Genomic DNA, 16,298 nt, shown 5'->3' with positions numbered 1-16,298 from the left:
TCTCAATGGTCTGCTGAGAGGGGGAGCGCGCCGTGATCAGGCGACGCGGGTCGCGGACTTGGATTGATCCTCGGCGATACGTGCCATGTGCCGAATTTCGGATAGTCCGAGCAGGTAGGATACGACTGACTCGCCACCGCGGTTTTCATTCGCACGGTCCGGATGCAGTCCATCACGGCAGCTTCCTGTCTCCAGATCGACGAGCGGGATAGAAAGGTCATTGCTGCCGAGGAACCACGCGAAGACCCGGGCGGCTTCGCTCTTCCATTCGATGTTTTGGTCGGCGCGCCACGCCGCAAGGCTGGCCGCGATGGTGGCAGCAGCCTCGACAGGCTGTTGGTCGAAGCTGCGTGGCTGGCGCCGGATGTCGTGAAATCCCTCCGTGCCCACCGGCCTGAACTGACCGCTGGCCGAGGTCTGCTGTGTCAACAGCCAGCGCAGGCTTCTCAGCCCGGCATTGAGATAGTCCGGCCGTTTCATTGCAGTGCCGGTGAGAATCAAAGCCTGGCAGAGTCTAGCGTTGTCATAGGAAAGTCCGTTTTCGAACCACACCCAATCGCTCGTCTCGACTTTCTCAAGAAGCGAGACGAGCCTGTCGGCCAGAATCGTCCGGATTGCATTGGCACGGCCATTGTCGGTGACGGTCGTGCAATACGCATCGAGTCCCAGCAATACGAACGCCCAGGCACGGGGCGAGAGGAAATCGCCGACCTTTGGTAAGGCCTCGGCAAAGAGTGCTGCGGCCCAGGTCCGCCGAGAGGGGTTYGCATCCGAAAGAGCGCAAACGCCCAGCGCCCAAAGTGTGCGCCCATGACTGTCTTCCGATCCGCTTTCTTCCAGCCAGCTGCGATCGAAAGCCATGAAATTTCGAAACCGGTGCGTTTCGGGATTCCACGCATGCTGGACGAAAGCCGCAAAGCGGGAGGTCAGGACCTCCGACAGACGTAGTTCCCCGGGCGTGTTCAACGCGCATGCCAGCAGTAGCGCGCGGGCATTGTCGTCGATGCAATAGCCATGCAAGCGATCCGGAACACTGTGAACCGCATGCTGGAACAGTCCGGTGTCGTCGCACATCGACAGGAAGTGACCAATCTGCATCTCGGGAGGCGCGCGACTATCTCGCAGGAGCGTACTCGTATCCGACTTTGCAATGGTCTTGAGCCGGTGGCGGCGACCCGCGTTCTCGAAAACGGACATGTATCGCTCGGCCGTCCGTTCCCAGGTCATGGAGCGGCTGCTGGCATAGGCGCGCTTGCGCATCGCCTGGCGCAGTGGTGCGTTGATCAGAAGCTTTTCGATCTCAACGCCGATCGCATTCGCATCCGCGAACGGGACGATAATGCCGCGGCCGTCGGCGAGCAATTCGCGAGCATGCCAATAGGGAGTCGATACCACGGCCTTTCCCAAGCCAAAACTATAGGCCAGGGTGCCTGACGTCATCTGAGATTCGTTCAGATAAGGCGTGACATAGACATCGCACATCGAGATGAAATCGAGCAAGGTCTCTTGGTCAACGAAGCGATCAAGGAAGACAACGTGATCCGCGACGCCAGCTTCGCGGGCCCTTGCAATGAGGGATTCGCGATAGGTCTCGCCTTCGTCATGTACCAGATTTGGATGGGTTGCACCCAATACGACATAGACCGCACCCGGACAGGTGCTCAGAATGGACGGCATCGCATCGATCATAAATTCGATGCCTTTATTAGGTGAAAGCAGGCCGAACGTCAGAATGACAGAACTGCCGGCAAAGCCGAGCCTCGTCTTTGCATCGTCGGGCTCCACAAAAGCGAATTCCGGAATTCCATGTGGGATGATCTCGATCTTCTCTTCGGCGACCTGATAGATGGTTCGAAGCAGTTCCCGACCTTTCTCCGCCATCACCACCACTTTCGACGACATCTCGACAACGCGTGTGAAGACATCCTTTTGTGCGGCGGTGGGCTCTGCAAGAACCGTATGAAGTGTCGTCACGATCGGCATCTTGAGCAGCGAGAGAAGCTGGATGATATCGCTCCCGGCTTCGCCGCCGAAGATACCGAACTCATGTTGAAGCGACACCACGTCGAAATGGCCGTTGTTCAGGAATTCCGCTGCACGTATGTAGTCGTTGATCAGCTCGTCGTTGATCTGAATGCCAACGGTGGCTGGATAGTCATAGAAATGACCGTGATCGGTCATTGCCACGATGACGGTTTTGGAGTCTGCGCGGGCGGCTGCTACTGCGCTTTGCAAATCGGTAGTGAACGTGGCGATCCCACATCGGCGTGGAAGTGAATTGCCAATGAATGCAATGCGGCTGAACACCGTCAATCTGCTGCCTCGCGATTTCAATGTTGAAAGGGCAATCGCTCAAAATTGGCAATGCTGCGCCAGCCGCGGCATATCGGACAATTTCGTAACAAAAGCAGCGCGCGCTCGGCAGGGACCATCAGGGTCATCAATGCGCGCAAGCGCAGGGTGCGCTCTTTCTTCGCGAATAGCCATCAGTATCTTCGAGGGCTGGGAGTTGGAACAAGTCGGTGGGAGGTTGGCGAGAGAGCGGTGATAATAAATCGGTCTTTCAGTGCCTGCCGTGGTAACGCTCGGGCTCACATAGCGGGAGTACGAGATGGCCAAGGGAAATCGCGAAACCAAGAAACCGAAGAAGGTGCCGGTCAAGACGATCGCTGCTGCAGAGAGCCTCAAGGGCGGCGGTCCCAAGATCATGCCGGCACTGGGGGCGGTCAGAAAGAAATAGTACCACTCCTCGCGCGGTAGCACTGGACGTTTCCCGTCCGGCGTTGAACAGAGAGTCCGCTCACGCGGCGACGATACGCGAACGTTACGTTATCGAAATGTTCACAGATCGAGGAAAGACATGTCGATCAAGACGGCCATTCGAGATGCGTACGGCACACCAGCGATGTTCGCCGGCTCCAAGACAGGGCAGGAAGATGCACCGTTTGTTTTCATCAATGTTGGCGGCGAGGAACGTCGGATGAGATCTGCCGAGTGGGAAGCGCTGCCGCCATGGCTAGGCGAGCGCCCGGCCTGGGCAGGCAAAGGCTGACATTCAAGCTCTTTCCTCGCCTGCTGGAACATAAAATCCTTACGGCGACTTGTCGGGCGTGAATAACCTCAACCAGAGAATGCGAGGCCCCTGCATCAGCGGGGGCTTTTTATTGGAGAAACCCCATGGCCAAAAAGCCCAAGCTGCTCGCCGACCTTTTCCACGACACTCTCAAGGATGTGTATTTCGCTGAGAAGAAGATCTTCGCAACTCTGCCGAAGATGGCGAAGGCCGCTCATGACAAGGGTCTGAAAGCGGCCTTCCTGAAACATCAGAAGGAAACCGCAGGTCAGATCAAGCGCCTTGAGAGCGTGTTCAAGATTGCAGGCAAGAAGCCCGTCGCCAAGACCTGTGCAGCCATCATGGGCATCACGAAGGAGGGTACCGAGATCATGACCGAGTACAAGGGCATGCCCGCGCTCGATGCCGGCCTCCTTGCTGTCGCTCAGGCGGTGGAGCATTACGAGATGTCTCGCTACGGCACGCTGCGTACATGGGCGCAAGAACTGGGCATGTCGGATGCGGCCTCGTTGCTCGACGCGACGCTGAAGGAAGAAAAGGCTACGGACGCTGCGCTGACCAGTCTGGCAAAGTCGGTCGTCAACGTCGAAGCTGAAGCGGAGATGTGATACAGATACCCGGTTGCTTCGGCGGCCGGGATCTGCCGGTGTTTGAGAAAGTCTGGAACATTTGGCGCTGGCGAGCTTTACATTGGACAACCGCCGCACCGCGCGTCGGATACGGATGGCCTCTGCCATCATAAAGGCCAGCCATGAACATCCAGGCCGTTGATCGCGCCCTCGACATTTACGGGGCGCTCTCAGGTCATTCCGAGTCGCCCGGGGTTCGGCAAAAGCTTTCCATGCACCTGGACGAGCTGGTGGGCAGCGGCGAGAAAGATCACCACCGTTTGACGGTGCACGGTCTGACATTCCTTCGCGAGTACGACCGACAGCGCAACAGCTAGCTTGTCTGAAAAGCTGCGATGATTGTAGCCGCTATCGTCGAGATGATGATCGCGGCGATATCCATAGGGCTTAACATGCGCCATGCGGACGTGATCTGCAGTCGGTCAGACCAATACAGAAGATGCGCCAGGACTTAAACGGTCTGCAAAAGCTGCGGGTCCAGCCAAGCTGACGCTCTGTACTAATTCATCGGAAGAATGCGGGCATTCAGTGTCGTCAGTTGGCTTGCTCGAGTCTTGAGCATCGACGGCTAGCCCAGCATTTGGGTGTCGCCGCAGATCGAAATAGCCTGGCCCGAGATCGTGCGCCCGCGCGGGCTGCAAAGGAAGAGGATCTGGTCGGCGATCTGCTGCGGCGTGACGTAGTCCTTGATCGATGTATAGGAAAACGCAGTCTTCTCCATTTCGGCAAATGAAATGCCGCGCTGCTGCGCCTTGGCTTCCAGCACGCGGCGCTGGCGATCGCCGGCGACGAGGCCGGGCAGGATCGCATTCACGCGGATATTGTCGGGACCGAGCTCGATCGAGAGCGACTTGGTGAAGCCGATGACGCCCCATTTCGCCGCGGCGTAAGGGGAGCGCAAGGCGAAACCGACGCGACCTGCGGCCGAGGACAGATTGACGATGGAGCCGTTGCTGCTTCGGCGCAGCAGCGGGACGGCGAGGCGGGTGCAGTTGAACTGTCCGGTCAGGCAGATGTTCAGGCAGCGATCCCAGTCGTCCGGATGCATCTCGTCCACCTTGGCGGTCGGGCCTGCAATGCCGGCATTATTGATGAGCACGTCGAGGCCGCCGAGTTTTGCGGCGGCCTCGTCGAACAGTTTCTGCACTGAGGCGCGGTCGGCGACGTCGCAATGGGTCTGGGTGATTGTGGGATCACTCGCTGTGAGTGCGGCAAGAGCAGCTTGGTCCACATCGCAGACATGAATGCGTGCGCCTTCGCCGGCAAAGGCGCGGGCGATGGCCAGGCCAATTCCGTTGGCGCCGGCAGTAACAATGACGCGCAAACCCTTGATGTTGAGATCCATGGTGGCTCCGGGGACTTTGTGAGGACTAGGCGGAGAGGCCGCCGCGCGACAGGATGAAGTTGGCAGCGCTGGTGATATCGGCAGCGATCCCGACTTTGGCAGCTTCGGCATCACCGATCTCGATCGCCTTGCGAACGTCCGCATGAAACCGAATGGCGTCACCCTTGGCCAGACGATCGGGATTGCCGCGCAGATCGAGATTGATGACGGGGCCAGCCTTGAGCCAGAGCGCACGGATGATCTCGACCAAGATCGGCGATTGCGCGGCCTCGTAAACGGCAAAGTGAAATGTCTTGTTGAGTTCGACGGCGCGCGGCAGGTCGGGTGCCTTCATTTCGCTTTCTGCGCGCATGGCTGCTTCTGCGATCGCGATGGAAGCGAGATTGCTGTCGCCACGTAGTCGCGCTGCTTCTGCTGCGGCATGACCCTCGATAGCGATACGTACCTTCGTCAGATCGCGAAACTGCATGGCCGACATCACGGGCACGCGCACGGCACGGTTTGCCGCGACTTCCAGCGCCTTGTCGGCGACGAGGCGGGACACCGCTTCGCGCACCGGCATGATCGACACGCCGAGCACTTCGGCGGCCGTACGCAATGACAGCTTTTCGCCAGGCGCGAGTCTGCCCGAGATGAGCAAATCCGCCAGTTGCGCGTAAGCGCGCTCGCCCAGCGTCTGGCGGTCGAGCGGCTCCACAAGGGTCAGCGCAGTCGGCAGGTTCAACGCGGTCTCCGGGCATCGTCGCGAAATTACAGGGAGGGACTCGACAAAGTCCCCGTCTTTTGCAACTCTAACTGTGATCACAGATCACGGCAAGCGCGCAAAGCCCTCTCGTCAGAAGAGTGCAGCGCCTGCCGGAGGGGAAACAGCCGCGTTGCGCGGCCGTATCAGGGAGACGAATCTGATGACAAACAGCAATCAATTCACGCGCCGCAGTCTGTTGAAGACCGCGGGCGGTCTCGCGCTTGCGTCCGGCCTGTCAGCGCCCTCGATCCTCAGTGCGCAGACATCCGACGTCATCCGCATCGGTCATCTGACACCGCGCACCGGCTTTCTCGGCCCGCTCGGCGAGTATGGCGTGATGGCCATCGATCTTGCGGTTGAAGAAATCAATGCGGCAGGCGGCATGATGGGCCGCAAGGTCGAATTGCTCAAAGAAGACTCGATCAATCCGCAGACCGCCTCGACCAAGGCCGAGCGCATGATCGAGCGCGACAAGGTCGCGTGTATCATCGGTGAGATTTCGTCGGCGTCGTGTCTGACCATCGCGCAGGTCGCGACCCGCAACAAGACGCTGTTCATCAACACCGGTGGCAATTCGGACGCGCTACGCGGCAAGGACTGCCAGCGCTACATGTTCCATGTCGAGTCGCAGAACTCGATGTATGTGAAAACGGTCGGCCGCTCGTTCCTGCGCGACGGGCTGGTGAAGGGCAAGAAGTGGTACTCGCTCACGGCGGACTATGCCTTCGGCCATGACCTGCTGAGTGTCTCGAAGCGTTTCATGCAAGCCAATGGTGGCAACTTCGCCGGCGACGATCTGGTGCCGACCGATGCCACCGACTTCTCGGCCTATCTGCTGAAGATCCGCGAAGCCAAGCCCGATCTCGTGGTGATCAATCTCGCCGGCAACCAGATTACCAATTTCTTGAAGCAATATGCCGAATTCGGCCTGACCTTTCCCGTTGGTGGATTCGGCTTCGACACGGCGCTGGCCTGGGCGGCAGGCAAGGGTAATTTCGTCGGCACCTGGCCCGTGGTCTGGCACCATCTGCTGGACACGCCCGGCAGCAAGGCGTTCGTCGCGGCCTTCACCAAGAAGTACAACAAGCCGCCGGAGAATCAGGCCTGGGGCGACTACATCGCCACCAAGATCGTGGCGCAGAGCATCAACGAGCTGAAGTCGGCCGAATCGCCGAAGATCATCGAGCATTTCGAGAAGGGCGCGAAGTTCGATCTCCTGAAGACGCGCCAAGGTTACTTCCGCGCGGCGGATCATCAGCTGATGCATGAGATGTATGCGGTGACGGCACTGCCCGCGGACAAGATCAAGAATCAGTGGGACATCTTCTCGTCCAGCCCGGCGGTCCCGGGACCGGATGAGCCGCTCGAAGTGATCGCCTCCACGGCGGAAGAGAACGTTTGCAAATTCCCGAGCTGACCGAAAGTCGGCGCTTCGCTTTCGCGCGAAGCGCCGACCTTCCACTCGCGACGTGGTCTTCGACCTCGTCCTTCCAATTCTGTGAAATGCGCGTCAGCGCACGGCCGCGGAGCCCATCTCATGTCCGCCATGTTGCTCACCCAGCAGATCCTCAACGGGCTGCTCGACGGTGTCTACTATCTCCTGATCGCGCTCGGTCTGTCGTTGATCTTCTCGCTCGGCGGCATTGTGAACCTTGCACATGGTGCGTTCTACGCGATCGGCGCCTATCTCACGCTGGTGATCTCCCCCTATCTCGGCTTCGGTGGCGCATTCGTCGTGGCCCCCGTTGTCGTTGCGCTGCTCGGTGTTGTCATCGAGCGGACGTTGTTCCGGCGCTTCTATCGGTCAGATCCCATTCTCTCGCTGTTGCTGACTTTCGGGCTCGCGATGGTCGCCGAGCAGGCCTTGCGCATGATCTTCGGCGCGCCGCCATTGTCCTATTCGATCCCACAGGCGCTACGCGGCCAGGTGGCGATCGGCAGCTTCATCTATTCGTTCTATCGCGTGGTGCTGCTCTGCATCGCCGCCGCCTGTGTCGTCGGGCTCTGGGTGTTGTTGCAGAAGACCTCGTTTGGCCGCGTCGTGCGGGCCGGCGTGCAGAACCCGGACATGGTTGGTGCGCTCGGCATCTCGCTGCAACCCTACATGTCGGTGGTCGCGGCACTGGGTATCGGTCTGGCGGGACTGGCCGGCGTGTTGCTGGCGCCGATCTATTCAATCCACCCGGCGATGGGGCAGGAGATCATCACGCCAGCCTTCGTGGTGGTCGTGATCGGCGGCCTCGGATCGTTCTGGGGCGTGGTGATCGCAGCACTGCTGGTCGGCCTCGTCAAAGGCGTTATGGTCGGCATCGGCTATTCTGCAGCCTCCACCGCAGCGATCTATCTGTTGATGCTTCTGGTGCTGCTGTTCCGGCCGCGCGGCCTGTTCGGCGAACGCATCACGCGGTTCGAGTGAGGCGATGTCCATGTTGAATCGTCTTCCCGTTCCGTTGTTGATCGCAGGTGTTGGCCTGCTCATCCTGCCGCCGATCCTGCTCGCGCTTGGATTGACCATGACGTCGGCGACGGAAATCGTCGTTTTCGCGCTGGCCTGCATGGCGCTGAATATTCTGGTCGGACATACCGGCCTGGTCTCGTTCGGCCATGGTGCCTGGTTCGGTCTCGCTGCCTATGCGGCAGCTCTGATCCAGCGTAACTGGATGCCGAATTCCTTTGTTGGGCCGACACTGCTGGCGCTCGTTATCGTCGCCATCGTGGCGACGCTCTTCGGCTATCTGATCCTGCGCCGTCGCGGTGTGTATTTCTCGCTGCTCACGCTGGCGCTGGCGGCGATGCTCTACAGCGTCTCGTTCCGCTGGACCGACGTGACCGGCGGCGAGAACGGCCTCGGGGGCATCACGCGGCCGCCGCTGCTCGGCTTCGATCTCGATGCGGCGACTACCTATTACTGGTTCGTGGCGTTGATCTCGTTCGCCGTCCTGATCCTGCTCTGGCGCTTTCACAATTCAACCGTCGGCACCGTGCTGGTCGCGATCCGCGAGAACGAACAGCGCGCGCGCTTCCTTGGCTATCCCACCAACCGCTACAAACTGGCGGCATTCGTATTGTCCGCCACCATTACCGGGCTTGCCGGCGTGCTGCTGCTCTACAAGAACCGGATGACCTCGGCGGACCCAATCTCGGTGGCCTTCTCCGGCGAATTGCTGGCGATGGTCGTGATCGGCGGCATGCGCAGCTTCCTGGGGCCGGCGCTCGGTGCGCTGTTCTTCATCCTGTTTCGTGAATTTCTCGGCATCTATTCCGAGAATTGGCTGTTCTGGTTCGGTCTCGTCTTTGTCGGCTTCATCATCTTCTCGCCCACCGGCCTGATCGGCATAGGCGAACGCCTGATTGCGCCGTTCCGCAAGAAGGTCGAAGAAGATGCAGCGATGTCGGCGCGGCGCATCGAAGTGCTGCCGCTGCCGGAATTCCTGCGGCCGAAGTCGACGGTCGACGGCGCAGTGCTGGCGGCCAGCCACATCGTCAAGAGCTTCGGTGGCATCAAGGCGGTGCAGGGCGTCGATATCGCCATCGCGGATCGCACGCTGCACGCGCTGATCGGCCCGAATGGCGCCGGCAAGACCACGGCGTTCAATCTTCTTTCGGGCATGTACAAGCCCGATCAGGGAACAGTGTCGCTGATGGGCGCGCCGATCGCCGGCCATGCGCCGGAAGAAATAGCGAACGCCGGTATCGGCCGCTCGTTCCAGATCACCAATCTGTTTCCCACCCTGAGCGTTGGCGAGAATATCCGCCTCGCCGTGCAGGCCCGACATCCACGCCGCTTCGATCCGGTCACCAATGCGCTGTCGATCGATGCGATCAACTCCGAGACCGATGCGGTGATCCGCTATCTCGGCCTCGCCGGGATCGAGAAGGCTGAAGCCGGGATGCTGTCCTATGGCGGCCAGCGCCTACTCGATATGGGCGTGGCACTTGCCACGGCGCCGCGGGTGCTGCTGCTGGACGAACCGCTTGCAGGCCTCGCTGCTGCCGAACGTGAACGTATCGGTGCGATCATCAAGCGCATCTCGACCGATTTACCGGTCCTGCTGGTCGAGCATGACATCGATCGGGTGTTCCAGCTGGCCGACCACGTCACCGTCATGAATGAGGGACGCGTATTGCTGGACGGCTCCGTCGAAGAGGCGCGGTCCAGCCCGAAGGTGCAGGAAGTCTATATCGGGTCGGGCACGACGGCTGTGGCTGCGCGCCCTCGCGAGACCGCGGCGGGGGCGAAGCCGCTGCTGACGGTGAAGAATGTCGATACGTTCTATGGCAAGAGCCATATTCTCAACGACGTCAATTTTACCCTGCACGAGAACGAGATCATCGCACTGCTCGGGCGCAATGGCGCGGGTAAGTCGACCTTGCTCAAGTCGTTGATCGGGATCGCGCCAGCATCGAATGGCTCTATTCAACTGGCAGGCAGCGAGTTGATCGGCCTGTCGTCTGCGGAAGCTGCGCGGCTCGGCATCGGCTACGTACCACAGGGACGCGCCTTGTTCGCAGGCATGACCGTCGAGCAAAATCTCGAACTTGGTGGTCTCAAGCGGCAGACTGGCAATGGTGTGCATTGGACCCGCGAGCGCATCTACGACTATTTCCCCCGCATTCGTGAGCGTCTCGACAGTCCCGCCGATTATCTGTCAGGCGGCGAGCAGCAGATGGTGGCCGTGGCGCGCGCGTTGTCGGGCGACGTCCGCGTCTTGTTGCTGGATGAGCCATTCGAAGGATTGGCGCCCGCGGTCGTGGAGCAGTTGTTTGAAACCTTTGACCGGCTTCGCAAGGAAATTGCCATCATCATCGTCGACCATAATCTCGATCTGGCTTTGGCTTTGTCCGATTCGACGGTGGCGCTGGAACGGGGCAAGGTAATTCATCAGGGGCCGTCGAAGGCCCTGCGTGACGATCTCGATCTGCGCCGCAAGGTGCTGTGGCTGTGAGAACATCAATGACACTGAACAATCGACATGTAGCGATCGTCGGCGTTGGCTTGATCGGACGCGCCTGGGCCGCGATTTTCGCGCGCGCTGGATGGACCGCGCGGCTGACAGATCCGCATCGCCCGACGCTGGATGCTGCGCCCGGGCTTATTCGCGATGAACTGCATGCGCTCGCCCGCCACGGACTTGCCAATGACCCCGACGGCGCCGCCGCGCGCATCTCGATAGCGGAAAGTCTGGCCGATGCGGTGAAGAACGTTTCCTTCGTACAGGAGAATGGCCCGGAGAACGTCGATCAGAAGATCGCCATCTTTTCCGAGCTGGATCGTCTTGCGCCTCCGGATGCACTGCTCGCGTCATCCACCTCGGCAATCGTCGCCTCTCGCTTCACGGAAGCGCTTCCGGGGCGCGCGCGCTGTCTCGTCGGTCATCCCGTCAACCCGCCGCATCTGGTGCCGCTAGTCGAACTATGCGGCGCATCCTGGACCTCGCAGGAGACTATCGACCGCGCGCGTGAGATCTATCGCGAGATTGGGCAGGTCCCCGTGACCGTCAACCGCGAGATCAACGGTTTTATCCTCAATCGGCTGCAGGGCGCCTTGCTGGCGGAAGCGTTCCGTCTGGTCGGCGAAGGCTATGTCTCCGCGGAGGATCTCGATCACACTGTGAAGGACGGTCTCGGTCTGCGCTGGTCGTTTCTGGGCCCGCTGGAGACCATCGAGCTCAATGCGCCCGGCGGCATTCCGGATTACTGCGCGCGCTATACCGGCTTCTACAAGGAGCTGGCCGCTGCATCGGCAGGACCCGAGGTTTATCAAAGCCCGAATGTCGACCGGGTGATAGCGGCCTGGCCGCATCAGCCGTCGCCCGATCGAATTGCCGCACTGACGCAACAACGCAACGAACGCCTCGCAGCGCTGGCGGCTCACAAGGCCACGCAGCGTCCCAAATCCTGAACCGTACGATCTCTTAACAGTAAGACGGAGACTGACATGAGCCGCAAAGTCATCATCACCTGCGCCGTGACGGGCGCTATTCATACGCCCTCGATGTCCAAGGCATTGCCGGTAACGCCGCAGGAAATCGCCGACGCCGCCGTGGATGCGGCGGAAGCCGGCGCCGCCATCGTGCATCTGCATGCGCGCAACCCGAAGACCGGGCAACCCGATCAAAGTCCCGAAGCCTTTGCGCCGTTCCTGAAGATCATCAAGCAGCGCACCAATGCGGTGATCAATCTGACCACCGGCGGCGCGCCCACCATGACGGTGGATGAACGCGTACGGCCTGCCGCGGTCTACAAGCCGGAAGTGGCGTCGCTCAACATGGGCTCAATGAATTTCGGGTTCTTCGGCATGCTGAACCGCTTCAAGAAGTTCGAACATGATTGGGAATTGAAGCACCTGCAGAACAAGGACATCGTGTTCCGCAATACATTCCAGGACATTGAGTATGTGCTGAAGACGCTGGCGGAGACGGGCACGCGCTTCGAGTTCGAATGTTACGACACTGCGCATCTCTATAATCTGGCCTACTTCCTCGAACAGGGGCTGGTGAAGCCGCCGCTGTTCATCCAGACGGTGTTCGGTTTGCAGGGCGGTACAGGTGCACATCCCGAAGATGTGCTGCACATGAAGCGCACGGCGGATCGGTTGTTCGGCGACAAGTATGTCTGGTCGGTGCTCGGCGCCGGTCGCAATCAGCTGCCGATCGCGGCGATGGCCGCGGCCATGGGTGGCAATATCCGCGTCGGTCTGGAAGATTCGCTGTGGGCGGCGCCAGGTCGCATGGCCTCCTCGAATGCCGAGCAGGTCACGCTCGCGCGCAAGATCGTCGAAGGCTTGGGTCTTGAGATCGCGACCCCGGATGAAGCGCGCCAGATGCTTGATCTGAAGGGTGGAGACAAGCTGGAGGTCTAAGCTATCCCTGGAGGAGGCGGACAGTGCAAGAGATGTCCGCCTGCTCTGCTTTGGGGTAACCCTGCTGGCGAATGCCCGCTTCTGACACAAAGTCGACGTGATGCGTTACCGCTCCTGGCGCAAGGCGGACATTTGGCGCGCTGGACGTTGCGCGGATCGCATACTTTATCATTCATGAATTTGGCATTTCTCAACCAAATCTCTCCGTATGGTTCTGTTCACCATCCGCTTTAGGGAAGTAGCGAGCCGCATAAGAGATGCTGCGTCATGTTCGAAGATCAACTTCGACAAGGAGGCGTCAATGGCCCTTATCATTATGCCGTTTTTGGTGACCGCAGCGGCTGTCGGTATGTTTGTCCTGGCAACTGAGCGCACCGATGACAAACAATGCGGTTAGGCGCGCGGCTGGTCAGATTTAGAAACTTCCGGCTGATCGGAGAGCAGCTGAACAGCTTGCGAGATCAACAAGGCTACATCGCTTAGATCCAGGCGTTGGGCCCGGCCTCGCATGATGTGCAGATCGTTTTTCAACAGAATAAGTTGAGCGCGGCGAGAAACATCATGCATCTTGGGTTCCCTAGCGTGGGAACCGCCCAGCTTCATTATATGGAATGTGGAATAGCGCCGAATTACTGCACATGAATGTTCAATGCATCCCATATGACGTCAGATCTGTCATGCAACTCGCTCCGGTCTGATCACTCGCTTGTTATCGTTTGGGCGTAGTCGCTTCTGGATTTGGCCGAATTGATAAGGAACGTCGGGGGCGTTTGCCGGTATGTGAGTCCGCCCTTGTTCAAAGCGAAGGGGTGCAAACCAGAATCCCGCTGGCTCAATTAATCAGATCCAACGCTGGCTTATCGCGAGATCCTTGGTGGCTGTGTCGAGCGGCGCACGACGAGCAGGGGCGCTGTGACGACATAAGGCGCATCGCCGCGGACGCCTTCGATCAGGTCGAGCAGGAGTTGGCCGGTCTGTTCACCCATCTCGCGGTGGCTGATGCGGATCGTGGACAGCGGCGGATCCACCAGATCCACCAGCGGCATGTCGTTGTGACCGATCACTGACAGATCTTCTGGACATCGCCGGCCCGTTTCGCGCAACGCTTCATAGATGCCGAGCGCGAGGAGATCGTTGGCTGCGACGATGGCGGTGGCCTCAGGCTGTCGTGCGAGCAGTCTGAGTGCGGCAGCGCGTCCTGCCTCGCGCGTGAATGCTTCAGCCTCTTCGATATCATTGTCGGCCGGCGCGAAACCGGCTTCGTGCATTGCCTCCAAGAAACCGCGGCGGCGAAGCGATCCGGTCGATAGCATTTGCGGGCCGGCGAGGTGGAGGATGTGGCGATGTCCAAGTTCGAGAAGATGCGCAACCGCGAGCCGCATGCCGGCCACATCGTCCGAGACCACCGAAGGCACACGCGCCTCAGCTTCCGCGCGATTGACAAGCACGACAGGGACTTTCCAACTCAGACAACGCTCGATCGAATTATCCTTGAGCGCGACATTCGCCAGCACGAGGCCATCCACGCGGCGCGCCACGAGCCGTTGAACGATGTCGTCGGTGCCCGTCCGTTGCGGTTGCGGGTCGGCGACAATCAGCGCGTAGCCGCGCGCCGATAGCACGTCTTCGAGGCCGCCGATGATTGGCGAGAAGACGGGGTTCGCGATGTCCGGGACGATGATGCCGACCATGTTCGAACGGCCACTGCGCAGACTCGCGGCCACCGTGTCCGGGCGGTAACCCAGCCGCTCCGCTGCTTCCAGAATCCGGCGCACGACCGGCTCGCCGATCCGTCCGCGGCGGGCAGGGTCGAGCGCGCGCGACACGGTGGAGGGGTGCACTCCCACCTCGCGCGCCACGTCTTTGATTGTCGTCATCCCTGCCACGATCTCCAAACTAGCTGGTGCGGTTGACTTGCGCAATCGATTGCACTAAATGTGCAATCGATTGCGCAGGTGGACAGCCAAAAAATCGCAATGTGAGGGAGTGTCGATGATCATCACGCGTCAGGAGGATGTGACCGACGTTGTGCTTGCCGCGATGAGCGGTGCGCCGAACGAGCGGTTGCGCACGGTCATGGCCGCTTTCGTTCGTCATCTGCACGAATTTGCCCGCGAGGTTCGGCTGACCGAGGCGGAATTCGAGTTTGCTATCGATTTCCTGAACCGCATCGGCCAGGCGACAAACGACACCCATAACGAGGGCGTGTTGTTCAGCGATGCAGTCGGGCTCTCGACATTGGTCTGCCTGTTGAACAACGGCCAGGATGGCGCGAGCGAGACCGCCGCAGCGTTGCTCGGGCCGTTCTGGCGGGCGAACGCTCCGCGCGTGGAGAATGGTGCCTCGATCTTGCGTTCGCCGACGCCCGGTGCACCGCTGTTCGTCGATTGCCGCATCACCGACGCGCTGGGAGCGCCGCTCCCGGGTGTCAGCGTTGATGTCTGGCAGGCCTCGCCATCCGGAATGTACGAAAACCAGGACGCCGGTCAGGCTGACATGAATTTGCGCGGCGTGTTTGAGACCGATGCGAATGGCCGCTTCGCCTTCCGCTCGGTCAAGCCTGCTGGCTATCCGGTGCCGACCCATGGTCCGACCGGGGAGATGCTGGCTGCGCAGCGCCGGCATCCGTTCCGGCCGGCGCATCTGCATGTGCTTGCCTTCAAGCCAGGCTTCAAGACGCTGATCACGCAGATCTTTGTCGATGACGACGAGCATCTGGAGAGCGACGTCGTATTCGGGGTGACGCGTGCGCTGATTGGCGATTTCCGCAAGGGCGAAGGCGCGTCGCCAGCGCCGGATGTCGCTGTCGAATGGTTCAGCCTCAACTACACATTCGTCATGGAGCCCGGCGAGGCCGTGCTCCCGCATCCTCCCATCAAGTGAGCTGTCGATGTCGGATATTCTCGCGAACAAGGTAGCCGTGGTGATCGGCGGTTCGGGCGGCATCGGCGCCGCAGCCGCGCAAGCTTTGGCAGCCGAAGGTGCCCGCGTCGTCGTGACCTGGCGCTCTGGCGAAGCAGCCGCCAACGCGTTGCTGGCCGGCCTTCCGGGCGAAGGCCATCTCGCCAGACGCGCGGTAATTGAAGATAGCGCAACGCTGACGGCGCTTGCCGGCGAGGTGGAGCGAGCGTTCGGTCGCTGCGATATTCTCGTCAACACCGCCGGCTACACCAAGCCGATCCCGATCGGCGATCTCGACGCGTTGACCGACGATTTCATCGACGACATGTTCAAGGTGAACTGGCGCGGCCAGTTCGCGGCCATCCGCGCCTTCGCGCCGCTCCTCAAGGCGAGCGGCGACGGGTTGATCGTCAACGTGTCGTCGATCGCGGGGCTGAATGGCGTCGGCTCCAATCTGGCTTACGCGGCGATCAAGGCCGGCATCGACACCATGACCAAGTCGCTCGCGCGGGCGCTGGCGCCGGCAGTGCGCGTGATGGCGGTATCGCCGGGCGTGGTGGCCACTGACTTTGTGCCGGGCCGCGATGCGGCCGCGCTTGAAAAGGTCGCGGGGACCATTCCGCTCAAGCGTGTTGCGACGGCCGAGGATGTCGGCCGCGCAATCGCGGCCTGCGCCACCCACCTGACCTATTCCACCGGCTCGCTGATCGTCGTTGACGGCGGCCGAGCGTTATAAGGAGAGA

16 protein-coding genes are annotated in these 16,298 nt (G+C 60.6%); 11 read left to right on the top strand and 5 right to left on the bottom strand.

Annotated elements, in window-relative coordinates:
- Positions 1-36: 36 nt before the first annotated feature.
- Positions 37-2,313 carry a glycosyltransferase family 4 protein gene (locus tag AC1DUY_RS04415; protein WP_478112504.1) on the bottom strand — a complete coding sequence of 759 codons (2,277 nt, stop codon included), beginning with the start codon at positions 2,311-2,313 and terminating at the stop codon, positions 37-39.
- Positions 2,314-2,611: 298 nt separating this feature from the next.
- Between AC1DUY_RS04415 and AC1DUY_RS04410 the strand changes: the two genes are divergently transcribed.
- From AC1DUY_RS04410 to AC1DUY_RS04395, 4 genes are all read left to right on the top strand, one after another.
- On the top strand, positions 2,612-2,740 hold the full coding sequence (locus AC1DUY_RS04410) for a hypothetical protein (RefSeq protein ID WP_256461248.1): 129 nt from the start codon (positions 2,612-2,614) through the stop codon (positions 2,738-2,740).
- A 120-nt stretch (positions 2,741-2,860) separates the two neighbouring features.
- Positions 2,861-3,052 (top strand): hypothetical protein, encoded by a 192-nt coding sequence (locus AC1DUY_RS04405; protein WP_068735371.1) that lies wholly within the window; start codon positions 2,861-2,863, stop codon positions 3,050-3,052.
- Positions 3,053-3,177: 125 nt separating this feature from the next.
- Positions 3,178-3,681 carry a YciE/YciF ferroxidase family protein gene (locus tag AC1DUY_RS04400; protein ID WP_439078137.1) on the top strand — a complete coding sequence of 168 codons (504 nt, stop codon included), beginning with the start codon at positions 3,178-3,180 and terminating at the stop codon, positions 3,679-3,681.
- A gap of 143 nt (positions 3,682-3,824) precedes the next feature.
- Positions 3,825-4,019, top strand: coding sequence for a hypothetical protein (locus tag AC1DUY_RS04395; protein WP_478112501.1), 195 nt, complete (start codon positions 3,825-3,827; stop codon positions 4,017-4,019).
- 251 nt (positions 4,020-4,270) lie between these two features.
- On the opposite strand, the gene AC1DUY_RS04390 is transcribed toward AC1DUY_RS04395, so the two are convergent.
- Both AC1DUY_RS04390 and AC1DUY_RS04385 read right to left on the bottom strand, forming a co-directional pair.
- Positions 4,271-5,047 carry an SDR family oxidoreductase gene (locus AC1DUY_RS04390; RefSeq protein ID WP_441230473.1) on the bottom strand — a complete coding sequence of 259 codons (777 nt, stop codon included), beginning with the start codon at positions 5,045-5,047 and terminating at the stop codon, positions 4,271-4,273.
- Between the two features lie 25 nt (positions 5,048-5,072).
- Positions 5,073-5,771: a GntR family transcriptional regulator gene (locus AC1DUY_RS04385; RefSeq protein ID WP_478112499.1), complete on the bottom strand. Its 699-nt coding sequence runs from the start codon at positions 5,769-5,771 to the stop codon at positions 5,073-5,075.
- Positions 5,772-5,952: 181 nt separating this feature from the next.
- Between AC1DUY_RS04385 and AC1DUY_RS04380 the strand changes: the two genes are divergently transcribed.
- The 5 genes from AC1DUY_RS04380 to kce all read left to right on the top strand — a co-directional run bounded on the left by AC1DUY_RS04380 (position 5,953) and on the right by kce (position 12,654).
- Positions 5,953-7,209 carry an ABC transporter substrate-binding protein gene (locus AC1DUY_RS04380; RefSeq protein ID WP_478112497.1) on the top strand — a complete coding sequence of 419 codons (1,257 nt, stop codon included), beginning with the start codon at positions 5,953-5,955 and terminating at the stop codon, positions 7,207-7,209.
- Between the two features lie 120 nt (positions 7,210-7,329).
- Positions 7,330-8,208 (top strand): branched-chain amino acid ABC transporter permease, encoded by an 879-nt coding sequence (locus AC1DUY_RS04375; RefSeq protein ID WP_478112495.1) that lies wholly within the window; start codon positions 7,330-7,332, stop codon positions 8,206-8,208.
- 10 nt (positions 8,209-8,218) lie between these two features.
- Positions 8,219-10,738, top strand: coding sequence for a branched-chain amino acid ABC transporter ATP-binding protein/permease (locus AC1DUY_RS04370; protein ID WP_478112493.1), 2,520 nt, complete (start codon positions 8,219-8,221; stop codon positions 10,736-10,738).
- 8 nt (positions 10,739-10,746) lie between these two features.
- Entirely contained in the window at positions 10,747-11,694 is a 948-nt protein-coding gene (locus AC1DUY_RS04365) for a 3-hydroxyacyl-CoA dehydrogenase (protein WP_478112491.1), read from the top strand.
- Between the two features lie 36 nt (positions 11,695-11,730).
- Positions 11,731-12,654: a 3,5-dioxohexanoate:acetyl-CoA acetone transferase gene (gene kce, locus AC1DUY_RS04360; RefSeq protein ID WP_320445283.1), complete on the top strand. Its 924-nt coding sequence runs from the start codon at positions 11,731-11,733 to the stop codon at positions 12,652-12,654.
- A 393-nt stretch (positions 12,655-13,047) separates the two neighbouring features.
- Here the strand turns inward: kce and AC1DUY_RS04355 are convergent, their stop codons facing one another.
- The gene (locus AC1DUY_RS04355) at positions 13,048-13,221 is read right to left on the bottom strand and encodes a hypothetical protein (protein WP_158596890.1); all 174 of its coding nucleotides are present in this window, start codon (positions 13,219-13,221) and stop codon (positions 13,048-13,050) included.
- 290 nt (positions 13,222-13,511) lie between these two features.
- Positions 13,512-14,540, bottom strand: coding sequence for a LacI family DNA-binding transcriptional regulator (locus tag AC1DUY_RS04350; RefSeq protein ID WP_439079979.1), 1,029 nt, complete (start codon positions 14,538-14,540; stop codon positions 13,512-13,514).
- 106 nt (positions 14,541-14,646) lie between these two features.
- Between AC1DUY_RS04350 and AC1DUY_RS04345 the strand changes: the two genes are divergently transcribed.
- A complete protein-coding gene (locus AC1DUY_RS04345; RefSeq protein WP_478112488.1) occupies positions 14,647-15,537 on the top strand; it encodes a dioxygenase family protein in 891 nt (296 codons plus the stop codon).
- A 7-nt stretch (positions 15,538-15,544) separates the two neighbouring features.
- The gene (locus AC1DUY_RS04340) at positions 15,545-16,291 is read left to right on the top strand and encodes an SDR family NAD(P)-dependent oxidoreductase (protein WP_441278223.1); all 747 of its coding nucleotides are present in this window, start codon (positions 15,545-15,547) and stop codon (positions 16,289-16,291) included.
- The last annotated feature ends 7 nt before the right edge of the window (positions 16,292-16,298 follow it).

This window comes from Tardiphaga sp. P4_G1, assembly GCF_056401215.1.
Note: the sequence above shows the minus strand (reverse complement) of the source record. Positions and strands in the feature narration are given on the sequence as shown.

Coding starts and splice junctions, on each gene's coding strand:
- AC1DUY_RS04410 (WP_256461248.1), top strand. CDS start 2,612: ATGGCCAAGGGAAATCGCGAAACCAAGAAACCGAAGAAGGTGCCGGTC.
- AC1DUY_RS04405 (WP_068735371.1), top strand. CDS start 2,861: ATGTCGATCAAGACGGCCATTCGAGATGCGTACGGCACACCAGCGATG.
- AC1DUY_RS04400 (WP_439078137.1), top strand. CDS start 3,178: ATGGCCAAAAAGCCCAAGCTGCTCGCCGACCTTTTCCACGACACTCTC.
- AC1DUY_RS04395 (WP_478112501.1), top strand. CDS start 3,825: ATGAACATCCAGGCCGTTGATCGCGCCCTCGACATTTACGGGGCGCTC.
- AC1DUY_RS04390 (WP_441230473.1), bottom strand. CDS start 5,047: ATGGATCTCAACATCAAGGGTTTGCGCGTCATTGTTACTGCCGGCGCC.
- AC1DUY_RS04380 (WP_478112497.1), top strand. CDS start 5,953: ATGACAAACAGCAATCAATTCACGCGCCGCAGTCTGTTGAAGACCGCG.
- AC1DUY_RS04375 (WP_478112495.1), top strand. CDS start 7,330: ATGTCCGCCATGTTGCTCACCCAGCAGATCCTCAACGGGCTGCTCGAC.
- AC1DUY_RS04370 (WP_478112493.1), top strand. CDS start 8,219: ATGTTGAATCGTCTTCCCGTTCCGTTGTTGATCGCAGGTGTTGGCCTG.
- AC1DUY_RS04365 (WP_478112491.1), top strand. CDS start 10,747: ATGACACTGAACAATCGACATGTAGCGATCGTCGGCGTTGGCTTGATC.
- kce (WP_320445283.1), top strand. CDS start 11,731: ATGAGCCGCAAAGTCATCATCACCTGCGCCGTGACGGGCGCTATTCAT.
- AC1DUY_RS04355 (WP_158596890.1), bottom strand. CDS start 13,221: ATGCATGATGTTTCTCGCCGCGCTCAACTTATTCTGTTGAAAAACGAT.
- AC1DUY_RS04345 (WP_478112488.1), top strand. CDS start 14,647: ATGATCATCACGCGTCAGGAGGATGTGACCGACGTTGTGCTTGCCGCG.
- AC1DUY_RS04340 (WP_441278223.1), top strand. CDS start 15,545: ATGTCGGATATTCTCGCGAACAAGGTAGCCGTGGTGATCGGCGGTTCG.